This window comes from Actinomadura alba (assembly GCF_014323705.1).
Taxonomy (GTDB): domain Bacteria; phylum Actinomycetota; class Actinomycetes; order Streptosporangiales; family Streptosporangiaceae; genus Actinomadura_C; species Actinomadura_C alba.
Genome location: NZ_JABVEC010000004.1, coordinates 156936 through 174314, shown reverse-complemented (window position 1 = coordinate 174314; position 17379 = coordinate 156936). Strand labels below are relative to the sequence as shown.

The window sequence follows — 17379 nt, the reverse complement described above, 5'->3', positions numbered from 1 at the left end:
TCGATCAGATGGGCTCGGGCGCCTCACCGCGCTCACGGAGCAGGGCCTGGAGCTCGGTGATGGCCCTGCGCGCCCGCTCGCCCTCAGAGCCCTGGATCCCCATCGCGCCGACCGAGGTGCCGTCGGCCAGATCGAGGGTGGGCCAGGGATCGCCCTGCACCATGGTGACCCTCAGCACCTCGGCCCAGTCGTACCGGTGGGTGCGAAGGGGGTTGACGACGGTGAGCCCCCGCTCGTCGGCGACGACCCTGCTGCGGGCGAGCATGTGCAGGATCGCCGAGATGGCCATGCCGAAGAACACCAGGCCCAGCCGGTCGGCGATGCCGAAGGGCGGTGCGATCACGATGGCGAGCGTGATCATGCCCAGCGTGATCACGCTCGCCAGCGTGTAGGCGATCACCCGGCTGCGGAAGGGCCGCCAGGTGACCGGCAGCCGCCTAGTCAACGATCTTGGCGATGGGAATCTCGAGGATGTCACGGGCACCTGCCGCCTTGAGCGCCGGGATGAGGGTGTTGACCCCCCGCTTGGCGACGACGCTCTCGACCGCCTGCATCTCCCCGCCGGCCAGCGAGGTGACGGTCGGCGACGACATCGCCGGCATGATGTCGAGCACGCTGCGCAACTCGTCGTTGGCGACGTTGAGCTTGAGCAGCACCTGGCCGCGCGCCCGGATCGCCCCCTGGAGCAGCAGCGCGACGTCCTCCATCGCGGCCCGCTTCTCCGGGTTCTCGTAGGCCTCGCGGTTGGCGACGAGCTCGGTGTAGCTGGTGAGCAGCGTGTCGAGGATGCGCAGGCCGTTCTTGCGCAGCGAGGACCCGGTCTCGGTCAGGTCGACGATCGCGTCGACGATGTCGGGCACCTTCGCCTCGGTCGCGCCGTAGGACGGGACGACCCGCGCCTTGACGCCGTGCTTCTCCAGGAACCGCTGGGTGAGGGCGGGGAACTCGGTCGAGATCCGGACGCCTTCCGGCAGATCGGAGACCTGCTGCCATGGCGCGTCGGCCGGCACGGCCATGATGACCCGCACCGGGTTGGAGGTGGCCTTGGAGTACTGCAGTTCACCGAGCGACACGACGTCGGCGTCGGTCTCGGTGATCCAGTCCCGGCCCGTGATGCCGAGGTCGAACAACCCCTGCTCGAGATAGGTGGGGATCTCCTGGGGCCGCAGCACCCGGACCCGCTCGATGCGCGGGTCGTCGATCGAGGCGCGGTAGTCACGGTCGGACGCGCGCCGGACGGTCAGGTCGGCGGCGTCGAAGAGCTCGAGCGTCGCCTTTTCGAGTGAGCCCTTGGGCAGGACGAGAGACAGCACGGAATGAACCTTTCGGATGGATGTCGCGGGAAACCAGACGGGCCCGGGAGCCCGATGGCCGGGTCACAGGGGGTGTATCCCCTGGATCTCCGCTAGAGATGCTCGGAGAGGTGCCCGGCGTGACCGTGATGCCGCAGACCTCGCAAGGTCAGTGCCGTGTCGAGTGCGGCCACAGTCGCCTCCCATCCCTTGTCCTCGCGGCTGTCCACCAGCCCACTGCGATCGATTGCCTGCTCAATGCTCTCACAGGTGAGGACTCCGTTGCCCACCGGCGTCGCCTCGTCGAGAGCCACCCGGGTCAGCCCGGCGGTGACGGAGTCGCACACGTAGTCGAAATGCGCGGTCTCGCCGCGGATGACCGCGCCGAGGCACACCACAGCGTCGTGATCGCGGGCGAGCTGCTGGGCGACCACGGGAAGCTCCAGCGCCCCCGGCACCCGCGCGACGACCGGCTCGTCGACCCCGCACGCCTTCGCCGCCTCGACCGCCCGCTCGAGTAGCCGGTCGGTGACGCCGGCGTGCCAGCGGGTGCAGACGATGCCGAGCGAGAGGTCGGCCGCGTCGACCGTGATGTCCTCAGGCCTGCCACTGCCGCTCATGAAGCGTCCTCCAGCCCGGCGATCTCGTGACCGAGACGGTCCCGCTTGACCGTCAGGTAGCGCTGGTTGTGCTCGGTGACGGTGACCGGCAGCGCGATCCGGCCGCGCACCCTCAGGCCGAAGCCCTGCAGCCCCTGCAGTTTCTTCGGGTTGTTGGTCAGCATCCGGATGGAGCGTACGCCAAGATCTGTGAGCATGTGGGCGGCATTGCTGTACTCCCGCGCGTCGGTCGGCAGGCCGAGTTCCAGGTTGGCGTCCACGGTGTCGGAGCCGTTGTCCTGCAGGTGGTAGGCGCGCAGCTTGGCCAGCAAGCCGATCCCCCGGCCCTCGTGCCCGCGCAGATAGAGGACGATGCCGCGGCCCTCGGCGGCGATCTCGGCCATGGCGTCGTCCAGCTGGGTGCCGCAGTCACAGCGCTCCGAGCCGAGGACGTCTCCGGTCAGGCACTCGGAGTGCACCCGAACGAGCACGTCCTCGCCGTCGCCGATCTCCCCGTACACCAGAGCGAGGTGCTCACCGCCGTCGATGTCGCTGGCGTAGCCCACCGCGCGCCAGACGCCGTGCCGGTTGGGCAGCCGCGTCTCGGCGGCGCGCCGCACCATCTGCTCGGTCCGCCGGCGGTACTCGACCAGCTGCTCGATCGACACCAGCTTCAGCCCGTGCTCCTTGGCGAAGACCTGCAACTCCGGCAGCCGGGCCATCGTGCCGTCGTCGTTCACCACCTCGGCGAGCACGCCCGCCTCGCTGAGCCCGGCGAGCCTCGCCAGGTCGACCGCCGCCTCGGTGTGTCCGCGGCGGCGTAGGACGCCGCCCTCGTGGTAGCGCAGGGGGAAGATGTGGCCGGGCCGGACGATCTCGTACGGCTCGGTCGCCGAGTCGCACAGCGTACGGATCGTACGGGCGCGGTCGGCGGCGGAGATGCCGGTCGTGACCCCGTCGCGCGCGTCGACGCTGATCGTGTAGGCCGTCCGCATACGGTCCCGGTTCTGCGAGGTCATCAGGGGGATGTTCAGCCGGTCCAGCTCCTCGCCGAGCATCGGCACGCAGATCACCCCGCTGGTGTAGCGGATGGTGAAGGCCAGCAGCTCCGGGGTCGCCTTGGCGGCGGCGAAGATGATGTCACCCTCGTTCTCACGGTCGACGTCGTCCACCACCACGACCGGCTTTCCCGCTGCGATTTCGGCGACGGCTTCCTCGATGCTCGCGAACATTCCCATGGTCTCCATATCGTCGCCGCTCACGGCGCCACCGCCTCGAGATCCTGGGCCTCGGCGGTCTGGGCCCGGTACTGCCGGAGCCAGCCGCGGAACCCGACCAACACCATCACGAAGACCGCGCAGGCGTTCCCCACCAGGTCGGTGAGGAGCACCTGGTGTCCGAGGACGGAGAACCCCGCCTGTGTCCGGCTCATCGATCCGCGCCCATGAGCCGCTCGACGTACTTCGCGACGACGTCGACCTCGAGGTTCACCGGGTCGCCGGGACCCTTGTGGCCGAGCGTCGTGAGGGCGAGCGTGGTGGGGATCAGGCTGACTGTGAACCAGTCGGTCGCGGCCTCGACGACGGTGAGGCTGATCCCGTCGACGGTGATCGAGCCCTTCCCGACGACGTACCGCGAGAGTTCGGGGGGCAGTGAGACCGTGACGACGTCCCAGTGTTCACCCGGCTCCCTGGACACGATCTCGGCGACGCCGTCGACATGTCCCTGGACGAGGTGCCCTCCGAGCCGGTCGGCGAGGCGGACCGGGCGCTCCAGGTTGACCCGCGACCCCGGCTCGACGCCGCCGAGGGCGGACCGGTCGAGGGTCTCTTTCATGATGTCGGCGGTGAAGACGTCGTCCTTGAGGTCGACCACGGTCAGGCAGACGCCGTTGACCGCGATGGACGCACCGTGCACGGCGTCCTGGGTGACGAGCGGCCCGCGGATCGCGAGCCGCGCCGAGTCGCCCAGGGGTTCGACGCCCACGATCTCGCCGAGTTCCTCGACGATGCCGGTGAACATGTCCCGAAGTCTCCTTTGGATAAGACTCCGGGGAAGGTCGCGAAGACCGCGAAGACAACGCCCCAGGTAGGGGCGCATCGCGCGCTGCCTCCCATCCGGACTCTCACCGTCGGTCCCGGAGTTCCACCGGGTCAACCGGCCGATGGCTTCGGCCGGGTCGCGGACTGTCACCGCCGGTTCGGAATTTCACCGACCCCGGAGCACGCTTGCTGACTTCCGTAACCAGTGTGCCATCTCCGGCATTCCCCGCCATATGTGAGGATGCCCACGATCAGAGAATAAACAACCTAGCGCTCGCTTGGTAGCCCCGAATCCGAGCCGCGGCCGGGGCCGAGGCCGTCACCGGCCGGCGCGGGCGGCGGCCCTCTCGGCGTCCGCGCGCAGCGCCCGCACCGCCTCGGCCGGGTCGTCGGCGCCGTAGACGGCGTTTCCCGCGACGAAGACATCGGCGCCCGCCTCGGCGCAGCGCTCGATCGTCTCTGCGCCGACCCCGCCGTCGACCTGGAGCCGCACCGAGAGGTCCCGCCCCTTGATCAGCTCACGGGCACGACGCACCTTGGGCAGCACGACGTCGAGGAACCGCTGGCCGCCGAAGCCGGGCTCCACCGTCATGAGCAGCAACATGTCGATCTCGCCGAGCAGGTCTTCGTACGGCTCCACCGGGGTGGCCGGGTTGATCGCGAGCCCGGCGCGCGCGCCCGCGGACCGGATCTCGCGCAATGTACGGATCGGCGCCTTGGCCGCCTCGGCGTGGATCGTGACGCCCCCGGCCCCCACCTCGGCGTACCGAGGCGCCCACCGGTCCGGGTCCTCGATCATGAGGTGGCAGTCCAGCGGCAGCGCGCTGTGCTTCAGCAGGGCCTCGACGACCGGCAGGCCGATCGTCAGGTTGGGCACGAAGTGGTTGTCCATCACGTCGATGTGCACCCAGTCGGCGACGTCGGCGATGATCGCGACATCGTCGGCGAGCCGGGCGAAGTCGGCGGACAGGATGCTGGGTGAGATCTCTACCATGATGCACCTGAGTCTAGGAGGATCCGCGGGCGCCGGCCGCATCCGCTCAGGTGATCGAGCGGGCGTCGCCCGGAGCGAGGCCGTCGGCCCGCGCCGCGCGCACCTCGCGCCGCGCCAGCCCGAGGCGGACGAACACCGCAGGCGCCCCGAAGATGATCCACAGCGTGAGCAGTGTGTACACCACGAACACCACGATCACCTGGGTGCCGGCGAACAGGCCGACCACCCAGATCGCGGCCGCCCCGGCGAACCCGATCGGAAGCCGCGCGAGCCGCTTCAGCGGTGGCCCGCCGGCGTCGTACCAGCCCGTCCGAGTGAGCCAGGACAGCCCGGCCAGCACTCCGAACAGGGTCCCGGTGGCCGCGGACCCCTGGGCGAGCGACACGGGTTTCACCGTTCCGCCCGCCACCTCGATGGCCCTCGCCCACGCCCCCGGCAGGGGCCGGCCGGCCAGTGCCTCGACCGCGAGCGCGGTGGCCACCAGGACGGCGGCCGCCACCACGGCGCTGAGCAGGAACTGCACCGCGAGGGCCCGGCGGGTCCACCAGGGCACCACGATCGGCTCCAACGCCAGAGCCGCGGCCAGCAGCACGGCACCGATCGCCCAGCCCGCGAGCACCTGCCAGACGGAGTGCACCCCGAGGTAGACGCGCGACACCCCGACCAGGAACACCACCACCCCGACCAGCACCCAGACGGCCCGTCGCCGGGCCTGGACCCCGACCAGACCCCACCCGACGGCGGCGGACTGAGCGTGCCCGGACGGCATGCCGAACGACGCCAGGGACTGGTATGCCTTGACCGACGGGTCCGTCCAGTACGGCCGCGGAGCGTGCCAGAGCAGCTTCAGCAGCGTGTTCACCGCCGCGCTGAACGCCAGCACGACCGCCGCCCGGGCCGCGACGCGCGGGCTGAAGCACCAGAACACCAGAACGACGACGGGCAGATAGAACCCGGCGCTGCCAATGAACGATATGAACCGCATGATTTCGGTCAGCATGGCGACCCCATCGCCATCCGAACCGAGGTCTTCTCCTCCATGGCTAGATCATGCCCGCCACGAGCAGGTGCTACGGACAGCGACAGAAAAGTGACGTCCGGGAACGACCGCCTGTGGAACCACCGCATCACGCGATCGGGTACGCCCTGCGGCCTACCGGCGTTCGCCCGCACGGCGCAGCAACGCCATGAACATGGCGTCGGTGCCGTGCCGATGCGGCCAGAACTGCGCGTACGGCCCCGAGCCGAGATCGGGGAGCGGCGCCGCCGACACCTCGGCCAGCGCCGCCGGAGTATCGAGCCGCTCGACGTCCGGCCGGACCTTCAGCACGTCGTCCACGACGACCCTGGTCTCGGCCAGGTGCGGTGAGCAGGTGACGTAGGCGACCACTCCGCCCGGCCGCACCGCCTCGAGAGCGCTCGCGAGCAGCCCGCGCTGCAGCGGGCCGAGCTCCGCGACGGTCTCGGGACCGCGCCGCCAGCGCGCCTCCGGTCGGCGCCGCAGCGCACCGAGCCCCGTGCACGGCACGTCGACGAGCACCCGGTCGAAGGCTCCGGCCGGCCATGCGGGCGTCGTGCCGTCGACGACGGCGACGCCGGTCCGCTCGTCCACGGTCCGCCGGACCAGGCCGGCACGGTGCGGCTGTACGTCGCAGGCGAGCAACCTGGCGTCTCGGCCGGCGGCCACCGCCGCGAGCAGGGCGGCCTTGCCGCCCGGACCGGCGCACAGGTCGAGCCACCGGCCGTCCCGGCCGTCCAGCGGCACCGCCGCGAGCGCCAGGGCGACCAGCTGGCTGGCCTCGTCCTGCACGCCCGCGCGTCCCTCGCGCACGGCGTCGATCGCGGCGGGGTCGCCCTCGGACAGGAGGGCCGCGTACGGCGAATACGTGGCGGCCTCGGCCCCGGCCGCGATCAGCTCGTCGACCGAGGCGCGCGGGGGCCTGGCCACGAGCGTCACCCTGGGCCGGTCGTTGTCCGCGGCGAGCAGCGCTTCGAGCTCGTCGCGCGCCGTTCCGAGCGCGTCTCTCAACGAGGAGACGATCCAGCGCGGATGGCTGTAGGTCACCGCCAGCCGGCCCGTCTCGTCCGTCGGCGCAACGATCTCGAGCCAGGCGTCGAGGTCGCGGGTGGCGACCTTGCGGAGCACGGCGTTGGCGAACTTGGCCTGGCCCGGGCCCGCGACGTCACGGGCCAGTTCGACGGTGGTCGCGACGGCCGCGTGCGACGGGATCCGGGTGCGCAGGAGCTGGTGGGCACCGAGCCGCAGCACGGCGAGCAACGGCGCGTCGATCCGGCGCAGGTCGCGGTCGCTGCAGACGGCCAGCACTGCGTCGTAGGTGCCGCGGCCACGCAGCGTGCCGTAGGTCAGCTCGGTGGCGAGCGCGGCGTCGCGCCCGGTCAGGCCGCGGTCGCGCAATCGCGCGGGCAGCAGCAGGTTGGCGTAGGCGTCGCGGGTGTCGACGGCCCGGATGACGTCGAACGCGGTACGGCGCACCAGATCCTGCGGGCGGCCGGTGCGACGCGGCCTTCCGGGACGGCGGGTGTCATGGGCACGCGGCGGCATCAGCAGCCTGCCTCAGGTCGAACGGACGCCTTCAAACGAGCCGGTCCTCCTCGGCGCGGCGCAGGCCGCGGGTCCAGTCGACGGCGCTCATCGGCCGCTTCCCCTGGGGGCGCACGTCGCCCAGCGCGACGGGGTGGGTGCCGGTGCCGACGAGCACCTCCCTCTTGCCGACGCGCAGCTCACCGGGTGCGAGGCCGCTCGCGCCGGCGGCCGGCCGCACCGGGCCCAGCTTGACCCGGTCACCGTGGAACGTGGTCCAGGCGCCGGGAGCGGGAGTGCAGGCCCGGACGAGCCGGTCGACGCGGGTGGCGGGGGCGGTCCAGTCCACACGGGCGTCCTCGGGGCCGAGTTTGGGCGCGTGCGACACGCCCTCGGCCGGCTGGGGCCGCGGCTCCAGCAGCCCCGACTCGATGCCGTCCATGGTGTCGGCCAGCAGCTTCGCGCCGGCATGGGCGAGCCGCTCCAGCAGATCGCCGGTCGTGTCGGCCGGCCGGATCGGCTCGGTGAGCACGCCGTAGACCGGGCCGGTGTCGAGGCCCTCCTCGATCTCGAAGGTGGCCGCTCCGGTGATGTCGTCACCGTGCAGGATCGCGTGCTGCACGGGGGCCGCTCCCCGCCACGCGGGCAGGAGCGAGAAGTGGAGGTTGACCCAGCCGTGCCGGGGGATGTCGAGGGCGGCGCGCGGCAGGAGCGCACCATAGGCGACGACCGGGCAGCAGTCGGGGGCGATGGCGCGCAGCCGGTCCAGGAACTCCGGGTCGCGGGCCTTGGCGGGCTTGAGCACCTCGACGCCCGCCTCGGCCGCGCGTTCGGCGACCGGGCCGGCGACCATGTGCCGGCCCCTGCCCGCGGGCGCGTCGGGGCGGGTGACGACCGCGGCCACCTCGTGCCGCGACGCCAGCAGCACCTCGAGCGACGGCACCGCCGCCGCAGGGGTCCCTGCGAAGACGAGCCTCACTAGATGGCCCTTCCGAAGGTCTGGTGCGGCGAGTCCCTGATCAGCGGGGCCGGCTCGCCGAACCACTCGGCCTCGCGAATCGCCTTCATGGCGGCCTTGCGCTGCTCGGGGTCCATCCGGTCGATGAACAGAATGCCGTCGAGATGGTCGGTCTCGTGCTGGACGCAGCGCGCCAGCAGCTCCGAGCCCTCAAGGGTGATCGGCTCGCCGTGCATGTTGAAGCCCTTGGCCACCACGCGCATCGCCCGGGGCGTCGGAAAGGCGAGCCCGGGGATCGACAGGCAGCCCTCGTCGCCCTCCTGCTGCTCCTCCGACAGGTCGAGCGTCGGGTTCACCAGATGCCCCAGGTGATCGTCGACGTAGTAGGTGAAGACCCGAAGCCCCACCCCGAGCTGTGGTGCGGCGAGACCCACCCCCGGCGCGTCGATCATGGTGTCGGTGAGGTCCTTGACGAGCTGGCGCAGCTGCTTGTCGAAATCCCTCACCGGCTCGGCCGCGGTGCGCAACACCGGGTCGCCGAAGAGTCGGATGGGCTTGACGGCCAACAGTTGCTCCGTTCCTGTGCGTGCTCGAGGTCCCGGCGCGCGCTCGGGCGATCGTCTTGACAGTCTACGGAGCGCTGGGGCGCACTCCCGACGCCGTTGGACGCTCAGGCGCGGGATCGCGCCTTGAAGGCGGACTTGCGGGCCGCCTTGGCCACCACCCTGTCGGGGTGGTGGCGGCCGAGGACCTCCAGAACCTCGGCCGTGTCCGGGTGGTCGACCCGCCACATCTCCGCGATCATCGCCTCGAGATCGGCGTCGGGCGGCGCGTCGGCCAGCGCGGCGGTGACGGCGTCCTGCGGCTCGGCGCTCTCCAGCAGCCCCGCCACCGTGTCGGTGAAGATCCACATCATCTCGTCGGGGCTCAGCTCGATCTCGTCGTCACCATGGGCGTGCAGCCACAGCGCCGCGTACGGCCGGGTGTCCGGCTCCTCCAACGCCCGGCGCACGACCGGCTCGGCCGCCGGACCGGCCTGGTGCAGGACCGCGGCCGCGAGGTTGCGGACGCCGGCGGTGCCGTCGCGCATGACGGCGACGAGTTCCGCCGCCGCGTCGGCCGGCTCGCGGCGGGCCAGCCAGAGCCCGATCTCCTCGTCGGCGGTGTCTTCTCCGTGATCGACGAGACCTTCGAGGAGTTCGGCGGCGGACGCCTCGGCCAGGTCACCGACCAGCGGCGCCCGGTAGCCGTCCGCCAGCAGAAGCTCACGGACGGCCCAGACCCCGAGGGGCGTCAGCGTGTGGCCGTCCCGCTCGTCGGTCTCGACGACCCCCCAGTCGGCCAGGTCCTCCATCGCGAGGGTGAAGGCGTGCCCGCCGGTGGTCTCCAGCGTCGCGACGTCGGAGATCTCGTAGGTCTCCTCGATGTGCGCGAAGAGCACGTCGAGCAGTTCGTGTGCGGGCACCGGTTCCGGCCGCTCGTACAAATGGATCAGCAGGCCGGGGAGGTCCTTGCGCACCACCTCGGACACGAACGTCTCATCGCCCGGCTCGTGGGCGAGGGTCACCGCGGCGTCGAAGGCGGCCAGCCACGCGACCAGGACCGCCTCTTCGTCACCCTGCTCGAACGCCGCGAGCGCCGGACCGGGCCGCGCCCGGCCGTCCTCGGCCAGCACCGCCCCGGCCGCCACGGCCGCATGCCACAGGCGCGTGACACCGGCGCTCGTGACGGCCGGCTTGAGTTCGCCGGCCGCGGCGTCGGCGTGCTCTTTCGGCAGGTCACCGTCTTCGGCCGGAACGGGAATCTCGCGCTCGGCCACCCAGGCGGCCAGCCCGCGCAACCGCTCCGTGAGCCCCGAGTCGCGTGCGCGGGCGGCCAGCTCCCGCGGCGGCGCCAGCCGCACCGGCCCGACCACCGCCTGCTCCGCCGGGAGCATCAGCTCGGAGAAGCGGGAGATCTGCTCCTCCTCGCTCAGCGCGCTGAACTCCTCCGACCACCGGCGGACGGCCGCTTCGTCGTCTGGATCCACGCCGTCGGCCAGCATCAGCTCGTCGAGCATCTCGGCCGCGGACTCCTGCTCCAGTTCCTCGGCCGCCTCCATGGCGTCGGCGAACTCGGGCTCGATGTCGGCCAGTCGCTCCCGCAGCCGCTCGGCCTCCTCGAAGCCGACGGCACCGCTCTCGGCGAGGAAGTCGACCAGCCCGCGCCCGGCCAAGAGCACCGACGGCACGTCGTCGGGGCCCGCGGCGACCATGCTGGGGAACTCCTCGAGCAGGAGCCGGTCGAGACGCTCGGGGGTCAGCTCACCGGCCCCGCGCAGCCCGAGCCCGTCCGCCGCGATCTCGAGCAGGATCCGGACCCCTCCCACGTCGGTCTCGCCGTCGCGTCGCCCCGCCCACCGCTCCAGCTCGCGGATCGTCGTCTCAACCCATTCGTCGGTCACGGCAGAACCCTACGGCCGACGACCTTCGCGGGCACGGGTATCCAGCCGTCTGGTGATCCCGCGCGGGCCGCCGCGCCGGGTGGCCGGATCAGATGAGCTCGAGGGGATCGATCTGCACACGGACGGGGTCGGCGGCCTTCCTCGCGCTGCGCACTCCCTGACCGGCCTTGAGGGCGTGAGCGAGGGCGTGCCCGCCCGCCCGTTCGACCCGGACCAGCGCCCGTTCCCGGTCCTCGGCGGGCCGTCGGGATCCGGGCGCGCGGGCGCCCGCGGTGCCACCCCCACCGGCGGCCGGGGCCGGCGTGCCCGCGGGTACGGGGACCGGGCCGAGGACCTGCGCGCCCTCGGGAAGCAGCGCGGCCTCGAGCAGTTCCCGCAACGCGGCCGGCGTACCGGTGAGCGAGGCCATCCGGGCGGCGGGGGGAAAGCCCAGTTCCCTGCGCTCGCCGAGCTCGCGTTCGGCATGGGTCACCGGATCCCAGCGCAGCAGCGCCTGTACGGGGCCGAGCGCGCTGTCGGCGAGCAAGACGACCGGAGCGGCCGGTCTGACCAGCGCGGCCGCGTTCATCCACCGGCGCAGGGCCTCTTCGCCGGCCCGCAGATCGGCCCGCCCGAGCAGCACCCAGCCGTCCAGCAGCAGCGCGGCCGCGTAACCATCGTCGGCCACCGGCTCGGCACCGGGGGTGGCAACCACCAGCGCCGCCTCGCCGCCGACCCGGTCGAGCACCCCGTCGCGCCCCGAGGTCCGCACGGACACCCCCGGAAAGGCCCGGCCCAGTTCCTCGGCGGTCCGGCGCGCGCCGACCATGGTCGCGCGGACCTGCCCGCCGCCGCACTCGGGACACTGCCACCGCCCCGCGATCCGGCCGCACCACCGGCAGTAGGGCGCCGCGTGCGAGGAGTTCACCGACAGCGTGCCCTGGCAGGCCTCACAGCGCGCAGGTGCCCGGCAGCGGCCACAGGCCAGCGCGGGGACATAGCCGCGGCGCGGCACCTGCACCAGCACCGGGCCGTCGACGAGGGCCTGCCGTGCCGTGCGGAACGCCAGATGCGGCAGGCGTGCGCTGCGCGCGGCCTCGTCGCGGGCCAGCTCGGCGTCCTCACCGGCGGGACGGATCCGCGGCATCACCTGCCGCAGCGTCGCCCGGTCGGGCGCCAGGGCGTGCGCCCATCCGGTCTCGATCAGCTGGGTGGCGTCCGTGGTCCTGGTGAATCCGCCGATGAGAGCACCGGCGCCGGCCCGGTGGGCTCGTAGCGCGAGCACTTCGCGAGCGTGCGGGTAGGGCGCGTGCGGTTCGGCGTGGACATCGTCTCCGTCGTCCCAGAGCACGACAAGGCCGAGATCGCGCACCGGCGCGAACATCGCGGCCCTGGTGCCGACCACGGCCCGGACGTCGCCCCGCAGCACCGCCAGCCAGCGCCGGTACCGCTCGGCCGGCCCGAGTTCGGCGGTGAGGGCGACGTGCAGCGCCGGCGGCGCCTCGGGCCCGGCGGTGGTCACGGCGGCGGGCTCGCCGGGCGGGCTCGCCGCCGTGCCGTCTCGGCCGGTCGCGGCCGCCGCCACGCCGGCGCCGGCCGCGGTACCGGTCGCCGCGCTCAGCTCCGCGCGGAGCGCCGCGTCGACCCGGGCGACGTCGCGGCCGGCGGCCACCACGACCAGGGCACCGCGACCGGCGGCCAGGGTGGCGCGTACGGCGAGGGCGACGGCGGCCGGCCAGTCCGGACCCGGCATGGCGTTCCACACCGCCCGCGGCGACCGCCCCTCGGCAAGGGCGGCGAGGAACGACGCTCCCGCCGGATAGGCCTGCCACGGCCCGGGTTCGGCCGGTGCGCCCACACCGGCGACGATGTCCGGCGACGGCCGCGCCGCTTGCCCGGCCTCCGCCTCGACGCGCGCGTGGCGGGGCGGGATCGCGAGGCGCAGCACGTCGCACAGGGTGCCCGCATAGCGATCGGCGACCTCACGGGCGAGGGCGGCCACCTCACGCGTGAGCACGGGCTCGGCGGAGATCACCCGCTCGAGGAACGACAGCCGGCCCTCATGCTCGCTCTCGTCGACGCGTTCCAGCAGGAACCCGTCCACGAGCTGGCCGGCGAAGCGGACCCGCACCCGGCACCCCGGCACGGCGGGCTCGTCGAGGTCCGTGGGCACGAGGTAGTCGAACGGCCGGTCGAGGTGGGACAGCGGCACGTCCACGACGACGCGGGCCACCTTGCGGGTCGCCGAAGGTGTCCGGGCGCCCTTGCGCGAGGCCTTCTTGCCGGCCTTTCCCGTCGCGCGCCCCGTCGAGCCGGCCCTGGCGCCGCCCGGCGCCGATGCCGCCGCACCGGGTCGCACGTCGGCGGCCGGGACCCCTCCCATGCCCGGCAGCTGCTCCGGGGCGGCCGCCCCGGGTCCCCCGCCATCGTTCGCCACTCCCCCGTCCTACCAGACGCCGCGGACGACGCGGCGGATCAGTCCGGACCTCCGCGATGTCGTCGCCGCCGATGCGCGAAGGGCCGTGGACGGCTTTTCCCGGGAGAAGTAACCGGCAGGACACGACCGCACGCACTGGGTAGTGCTCCAGAGCGCGAGCTCGAGCTCGACTCCGGGGACGGGAACCGGCCGCGCCCAGGCGGGGCAGGATCCCACGTGCTCCGGCGTCGACGCGAAGGCCCCGGCGCCCGCTGAACCAGAGCGGGCAGCCGGGGCCCTTCGGCGGGTCCGGCCGGCTACAGGCCGGCGGCGGAGCGCAGGCCGTCGACCCGGTCGGTGAACTCCCACGAGAAGTCGGGCACCGCGCGGCCGAAGTGGCCGTAGGCCGCGGTCTGGGAGTACATCGGGCGCAGCAGGTCGAGGTCCCGGATGATCGCGGCGGGACGCAGGTCGAAGACGTCGAGGACCGCCTGCTGGATCTTGGCCACCGGCAGCTTCTCGGTACCGAACGTCTCGACGAAGAGGCCGACCGGGTGCGCCTTGCCGATCGCGTAGGCCACCTGGACCTCGGCGCGGTCGGCGAGCTCGGCGGCGACGATGTTCTTGGCGACCCAGCGCATGGCGTAGGCGGCGGACCGGTCGACCTTGGACGGGTCCTTGCCGGAGAACGCGCCGCCGCCGTGGCGGGCCATGCCGCCGTAGGTGTCAATGATGATCTTGCGTCCGGTGAGACCCGCGTCGCCCATCGGCCCGCCGACCTCGAACCGGCCGGTGGGGTTGACCAGCAGCCGGTAGCCCTCGGTGTCGATGTCGAACTCGGCCAGTACCGGGTCGACGACGTGCTCCTTGACGTCGGGCGACAGGAGCTCCTTGAGGTCGATGTCGGGCGCGTGCTGGCTGGACACGACGACGGTGTCGAGCCGCACCGGCCGGTCGCCGTCGTACTCGATGGTCACCTGGGTCTTGCCGTCAGGCCGCAGGTAGGGAACGGTGCCCTCTTTGCGCACCGTCGACAGCCGCTGCGCGAGCCGGTGCGCCAGCGTGATCGGCAGCGGCATCAGCTCGGGCGTCTCGCGGCAGGCGTATCCGAACATCAGGCCCTGGTCGCCGGCGCCCTGGCGGTCGAGCTCGTCGACGCCCTCGCCCTCGCGGCTCTCGTAGGCGTCGTCGACGCCCTGCGCGATGTCCGGCGACTGCGCGCCGATCGACACCGACACGCCGCAGGAGTGACCGTCGAAGCCCTTGTTGGAGGAGTCGTAACCGATCTCGAGGATCTTCTCGCGGATCACCCCGGGGATGTCCACGTAGGTCTCGGTGGTGACCTCGCCCGCGACGTGGACCTGACCGGTGGTGATGAGCGTCTCGACGGCGACCCGGCTCTTCAGGTCGTCCTTGAGCATCGCGTCGAGGATCGCGTCACTGATCTGGTCCGCGATCTTGTCCGGATGGCCCTCGGTGACGGACTCGGAGGTGAACAGGCGACGGGACACGTTCGTGCACTCCTTGCAGCGGCTGCTGACTAGCAGATCGGGTTTCCGGGAATCTTCGGCGGAAGTCTATCCAGGAAGAGCTCGGTGATCGGAGAGCACCCGACCTCGAACAAGCGCATTATCAGAGCAGACGCGCCGCCACGAGGTCCCAGACGACATCGGCCAAGGCCTCCTTGGGCCCCCGGGGCACGTCGACCTCGGCGCCGTCCGCGGTGAGCACCACGGCCGCGTTGTCGGCCGCGCCTAACGTGAGGTTCTCACCCACCTGGTTGACCACGAGCAGGTCGCAGCCCTTGCGCGCGAGCTTTGCCCGGCCGTGCGCGATGACGTCGTCGGTCTCTGCGGCGAACCCCACGATCACCTGCCCGGCCGTCCGCTCGGCGACGAGCCCCGCGAGGATGTCGGCGTTCTTGACGAGGCGGATCGGCTCGGGCCCGTCCGACTCGCTCTTCTTGATCTTCTGGTCGCGGTAGTCGGCCGGCCGGAAGTCGGCCACCGCGGCCGCCATCACGACGGCATCGGCGCTGCTCGCCGCCTTCCGAACCGCCTCGCGCATGTCGTCGGCCGACACCACCCGTACGACCTCGGCGCCGGCCGGATCGGGCAGCGCGACGTTGGCGGCGACCAGCGTGACGCGGGCGCCCCTGGCGACGGCCGTGCGCGCGAGGGCGTGGCCCTGCAGGCCCGAGGAGCGGTTGCCGATGAACCGGACCGGGTCGATCGCCTCGCGGGTGCCGCCGGACGACACCACCACGTGGCGGCCCGCCAGATCGGCGGTGGGCAGTGCGGGCGCGCCCTCGCCCGGCCGGGACCGGGCCAGCACGCCGCGCGCCACCTCGAACAGATCGGCGGCCTCGGGCAGCCGTCCCGGGCCGGTGTCGGTGCCGGTGAGCCGCCCAGAGGCCGGTTCGACGACGAGGGCACCGCGGGCGCGCAGGGTGGCGACGTTGGCCCGGGTGGCCGGGTGCTCCCACATCTCGGTGTGCATGGCGGGCGCGAAGACGACGGGGCACCGCGCGGTGAGCAGCGTGTTCGTGAGCAGGTCATCGGCCAGGCCGTGCGCCGCCCGGGCGAGCAGGTCGGCGGTCGCCGGCGCCACGAACACCAGGTCGGCGTCCTGGCCGAGGCGCACATGCGGCACCTGGTCGACGTCCGACCACACGTCGGCGGCCACCGGGTGACCCGAGAGCGCCGCCCAGGTCGGTTCGCCGACGAAGCGGAGCGCGTCGCTCGTCGGCACGACCCGTACGTCGTGGCCCGACTCGGTGAGCCGGCGCAGGAGCTCGCACACCTTGTACGCCGCGATGCCGGCACCCACCCCGAGGATCACCTGGGGCCTGTTCTCAGTCATCGGCACGCGCCAATCCCGCGAGATCCGTACGCGCCCGGACGCCGCGCTTAGCCCTCGATGGGCTCGGAGTTGAGCAGGCCCTCGCGCGTCTCACGGAGCGCGATGGACAGCGGCTTCTCCTGCACCTGGGTCTCGACGAGGGGGCCGACGTACTCGAGCAGGCCCTCGCCGAGCTGCGCGTAGTAGGCGTTGATCTGACGCGCCCGCTTGGCCGCGATGCTCACGAGGCTGTACTTGCTGTCGACGACCTGGAGCAGCTCGTCGATCGATGGGTTGGTGATTCCTTCCGCACTGGCTGCCACGCCGTACGCCTTCCACTAGTCCGTAGTCCGGCCTCTCCCTCGCGGCCGAGGCCGGGGGGGTCCGCCGGAAAGCTGGGTGATCACGCTTCGCAGACCGGCCGGAGGCGAGGTCTCCACGCCCTCGAGGCCGCGGGCGACCGCGGCCGTCCGCCTGATTTCGGCGGCGTCGATAGCCTACCTCACTCGGGCCGGTCAAGGCCCGGTGCCGAAGCCGAAGCCGCCGTCGGCGGCGGGGCCGGCGACGACACCGGCGCGGGGCCGGCGGCCGGTCAGTCCGCCATCAGCGTGAGCAACTCCGAGCACACTTCGCGCACGGAGGTGTTGACGAGCGTTAGGTCGAACTCCTTCTCGGCGGCGAGCTCGACGCGCGCGGCCTCGAGACGGCGTTCGATCACCTCGGGCGGCTCGGTGCCGCGCCCGGTGAGGCGGCGGACGAGCTCGTCCCAGGACGGCGGGGCAAGGAACACCAGGCGCGACTCGGGCATGGCCCTGCGGACCTGGCGGGCCCCCTGCAGGTCGATCTCGAGCAGGGTGGGCACTCCGGCGGCCAGCCGCTCCTCGACCGGCCCGCGCGGGGTTCCGTAGCGGTTCCCGGCGAACTCGGCCCACTCGAGCAGCGCGCCCTCGGCGACGAGCCGGTCGAAACCGGCGTCGTCGACGAAGAAGTACTGCACGCCGTCGACCTCCCCCGGCCGGGGAGGCCTGGTCGTCACCGAGACCGACAGCCACACCTCGGGATGGGCACGCCGGATCTCGGCGACGACCGTGCTCTTCCCGACGCCTGACGGTCCGGAGAGGACCGTGAGGCGCCGAGCCGAGCGGTCGTGCGGAACAGAGCCTTCCAGCGCGGATGCCGCTGCGCCGGAAGGGGGCGGGATGGAGCCGTCCGCCGGCGCGTGTGCGCCGGAGCCGGCCGCGGCGGTCAGACCGTCGCGCCCGCCCGCGGGATG

The 17379-nt window shown here is 72.6% G+C and carries 17 protein-coding genes and 1 riboswitch; all 17 genes read right to left on the bottom strand.

Annotated elements, in window-relative coordinates; all coding sequences use genetic code 11:
- Window positions 1-4 precede the first annotated feature (4 nt).
- The 17 genes from HKK74_RS08120 to gmk all read right to left on the bottom strand — a co-directional run bounded on the left by HKK74_RS08120 (window position 5) and on the right by gmk (window position 17274).
- A complete protein-coding gene (locus HKK74_RS08120) occupies window positions 5-445 on the bottom strand; it encodes a PH domain-containing protein (RefSeq protein WP_246491330.1) in 441 nt (146 codons plus the stop codon).
- Complete coding sequence (gene hisG, locus HKK74_RS08115) at window positions 438-1313, bottom strand: ATP phosphoribosyltransferase (protein WP_187242457.1); 876 nt, start codon at window positions 1311-1313, stop codon at window positions 438-440. Before hisG ends, HKK74_RS08120 begins: the two co-directional genes overlap by 8 nt.
- Window positions 1314-1405: 92 nt before the next feature.
- A complete protein-coding gene (ribH, locus tag HKK74_RS08110; RefSeq protein ID WP_187242456.1) occupies window positions 1406-1912 on the bottom strand; it encodes a 6,7-dimethyl-8-ribityllumazine synthase in 507 nt (168 codons plus the stop codon).
- Window positions 1909-3138, bottom strand: a complete 1230-nt coding sequence (locus HKK74_RS08105) for a bifunctional 3,4-dihydroxy-2-butanone-4-phosphate synthase/GTP cyclohydrolase II (protein ID WP_281397707.1) — start codon at window positions 3136-3138, stop codon at window positions 1909-1911. Before HKK74_RS08105 ends, ribH begins: the two co-directional genes overlap by 4 nt.
- 11 nt (window positions 3139-3149) lie before the next feature.
- Complete coding sequence (locus HKK74_RS08100) at window positions 3150-3323, bottom strand: hypothetical protein (protein ID WP_187242455.1); 174 nt, start codon at window positions 3321-3323, stop codon at window positions 3150-3152.
- Entirely contained in the window at window positions 3320-3913 is a 594-nt protein-coding gene (locus HKK74_RS08095) for a riboflavin synthase (RefSeq protein WP_187242454.1), read from the bottom strand. The genes HKK74_RS08100 and HKK74_RS08095 overlap by 4 nt, the downstream gene beginning before the upstream one ends.
- A 77-nt stretch (window positions 3914-3990) precedes the next feature.
- Window positions 3991-4121, bottom strand: a riboswitch (FMN riboswitch).
- 131 nt (window positions 4122-4252) lie between these two features.
- Window positions 4253-4930 (bottom strand): ribulose-phosphate 3-epimerase, encoded by a 678-nt coding sequence (rpe, locus tag HKK74_RS08090; protein WP_187242592.1) that lies wholly within the window; start codon window positions 4928-4930, stop codon window positions 4253-4255.
- 43 nt (window positions 4931-4973) lie between these two features.
- Window positions 4974-5927, bottom strand: a complete 954-nt coding sequence (locus HKK74_RS08085; protein WP_187242453.1) for a phosphatase PAP2 family protein — start codon at window positions 5925-5927, stop codon at window positions 4974-4976.
- Window positions 5928-6080: 153 nt separating this feature from the next.
- Window positions 6081-7490, bottom strand: a complete 1410-nt coding sequence (locus HKK74_RS08080; RefSeq protein WP_187242452.1) for an RsmB/NOP family class I SAM-dependent RNA methyltransferase — start codon at window positions 7488-7490, stop codon at window positions 6081-6083.
- A 31-nt stretch (window positions 7491-7521) separates the two neighbouring features.
- Entirely contained in the window at window positions 7522-8448 is a 927-nt protein-coding gene (gene fmt / locus HKK74_RS08075; protein ID WP_187242451.1) for a methionyl-tRNA formyltransferase, read from the bottom strand.
- Window positions 8448-8993 (bottom strand): peptide deformylase, encoded by a 546-nt coding sequence (gene def / locus HKK74_RS08070; RefSeq protein WP_187242450.1) that lies wholly within the window; start codon window positions 8991-8993, stop codon window positions 8448-8450. Before def ends, fmt begins: the two co-directional genes overlap by 1 nt.
- Window positions 8994-9097: 104 nt before the next feature.
- Entirely contained in the window at window positions 9098-10870 is a 1773-nt protein-coding gene (locus HKK74_RS08065; protein ID WP_187242449.1) for a hypothetical protein, read from the bottom strand.
- A gap of 88 nt (window positions 10871-10958) precedes the next feature.
- Window positions 10959-13286, bottom strand: a complete 2328-nt coding sequence (locus tag HKK74_RS08060) for a primosomal protein N' (protein ID WP_376771515.1) — start codon at window positions 13284-13286, stop codon at window positions 10959-10961.
- A gap of 296 nt (window positions 13287-13582) precedes the next feature.
- Window positions 13583-14776 carry a methionine adenosyltransferase gene (gene metK / locus HKK74_RS08055; RefSeq protein WP_187242448.1) on the bottom strand — a complete coding sequence of 398 codons (1194 nt, stop codon included), beginning with the start codon at window positions 14774-14776 and terminating at the stop codon, window positions 13583-13585.
- Between the two features lie 121 nt (window positions 14777-14897).
- On the bottom strand, window positions 14898-16127 hold the full coding sequence (coaBC, locus tag HKK74_RS08050) for a bifunctional phosphopantothenoylcysteine decarboxylase/phosphopantothenate--cysteine ligase CoaBC (protein ID WP_187242447.1): 1230 nt from the start codon (window positions 16125-16127) through the stop codon (window positions 14898-14900).
- A 47-nt stretch (window positions 16128-16174) separates the two neighbouring features.
- Window positions 16175-16429, bottom strand: coding sequence for a DNA-directed RNA polymerase subunit omega (gene rpoZ, locus HKK74_RS08045; protein ID WP_187237873.1), 255 nt, complete (start codon window positions 16427-16429; stop codon window positions 16175-16177).
- Window positions 16430-16698: 269 nt separating this feature from the next.
- Complete coding sequence (gene gmk, locus HKK74_RS08040; RefSeq protein WP_187242590.1) at window positions 16699-17274, bottom strand: guanylate kinase; 576 nt, start codon at window positions 17272-17274, stop codon at window positions 16699-16701.
- Window positions 17275-17379 lie beyond the last annotated feature (105 nt).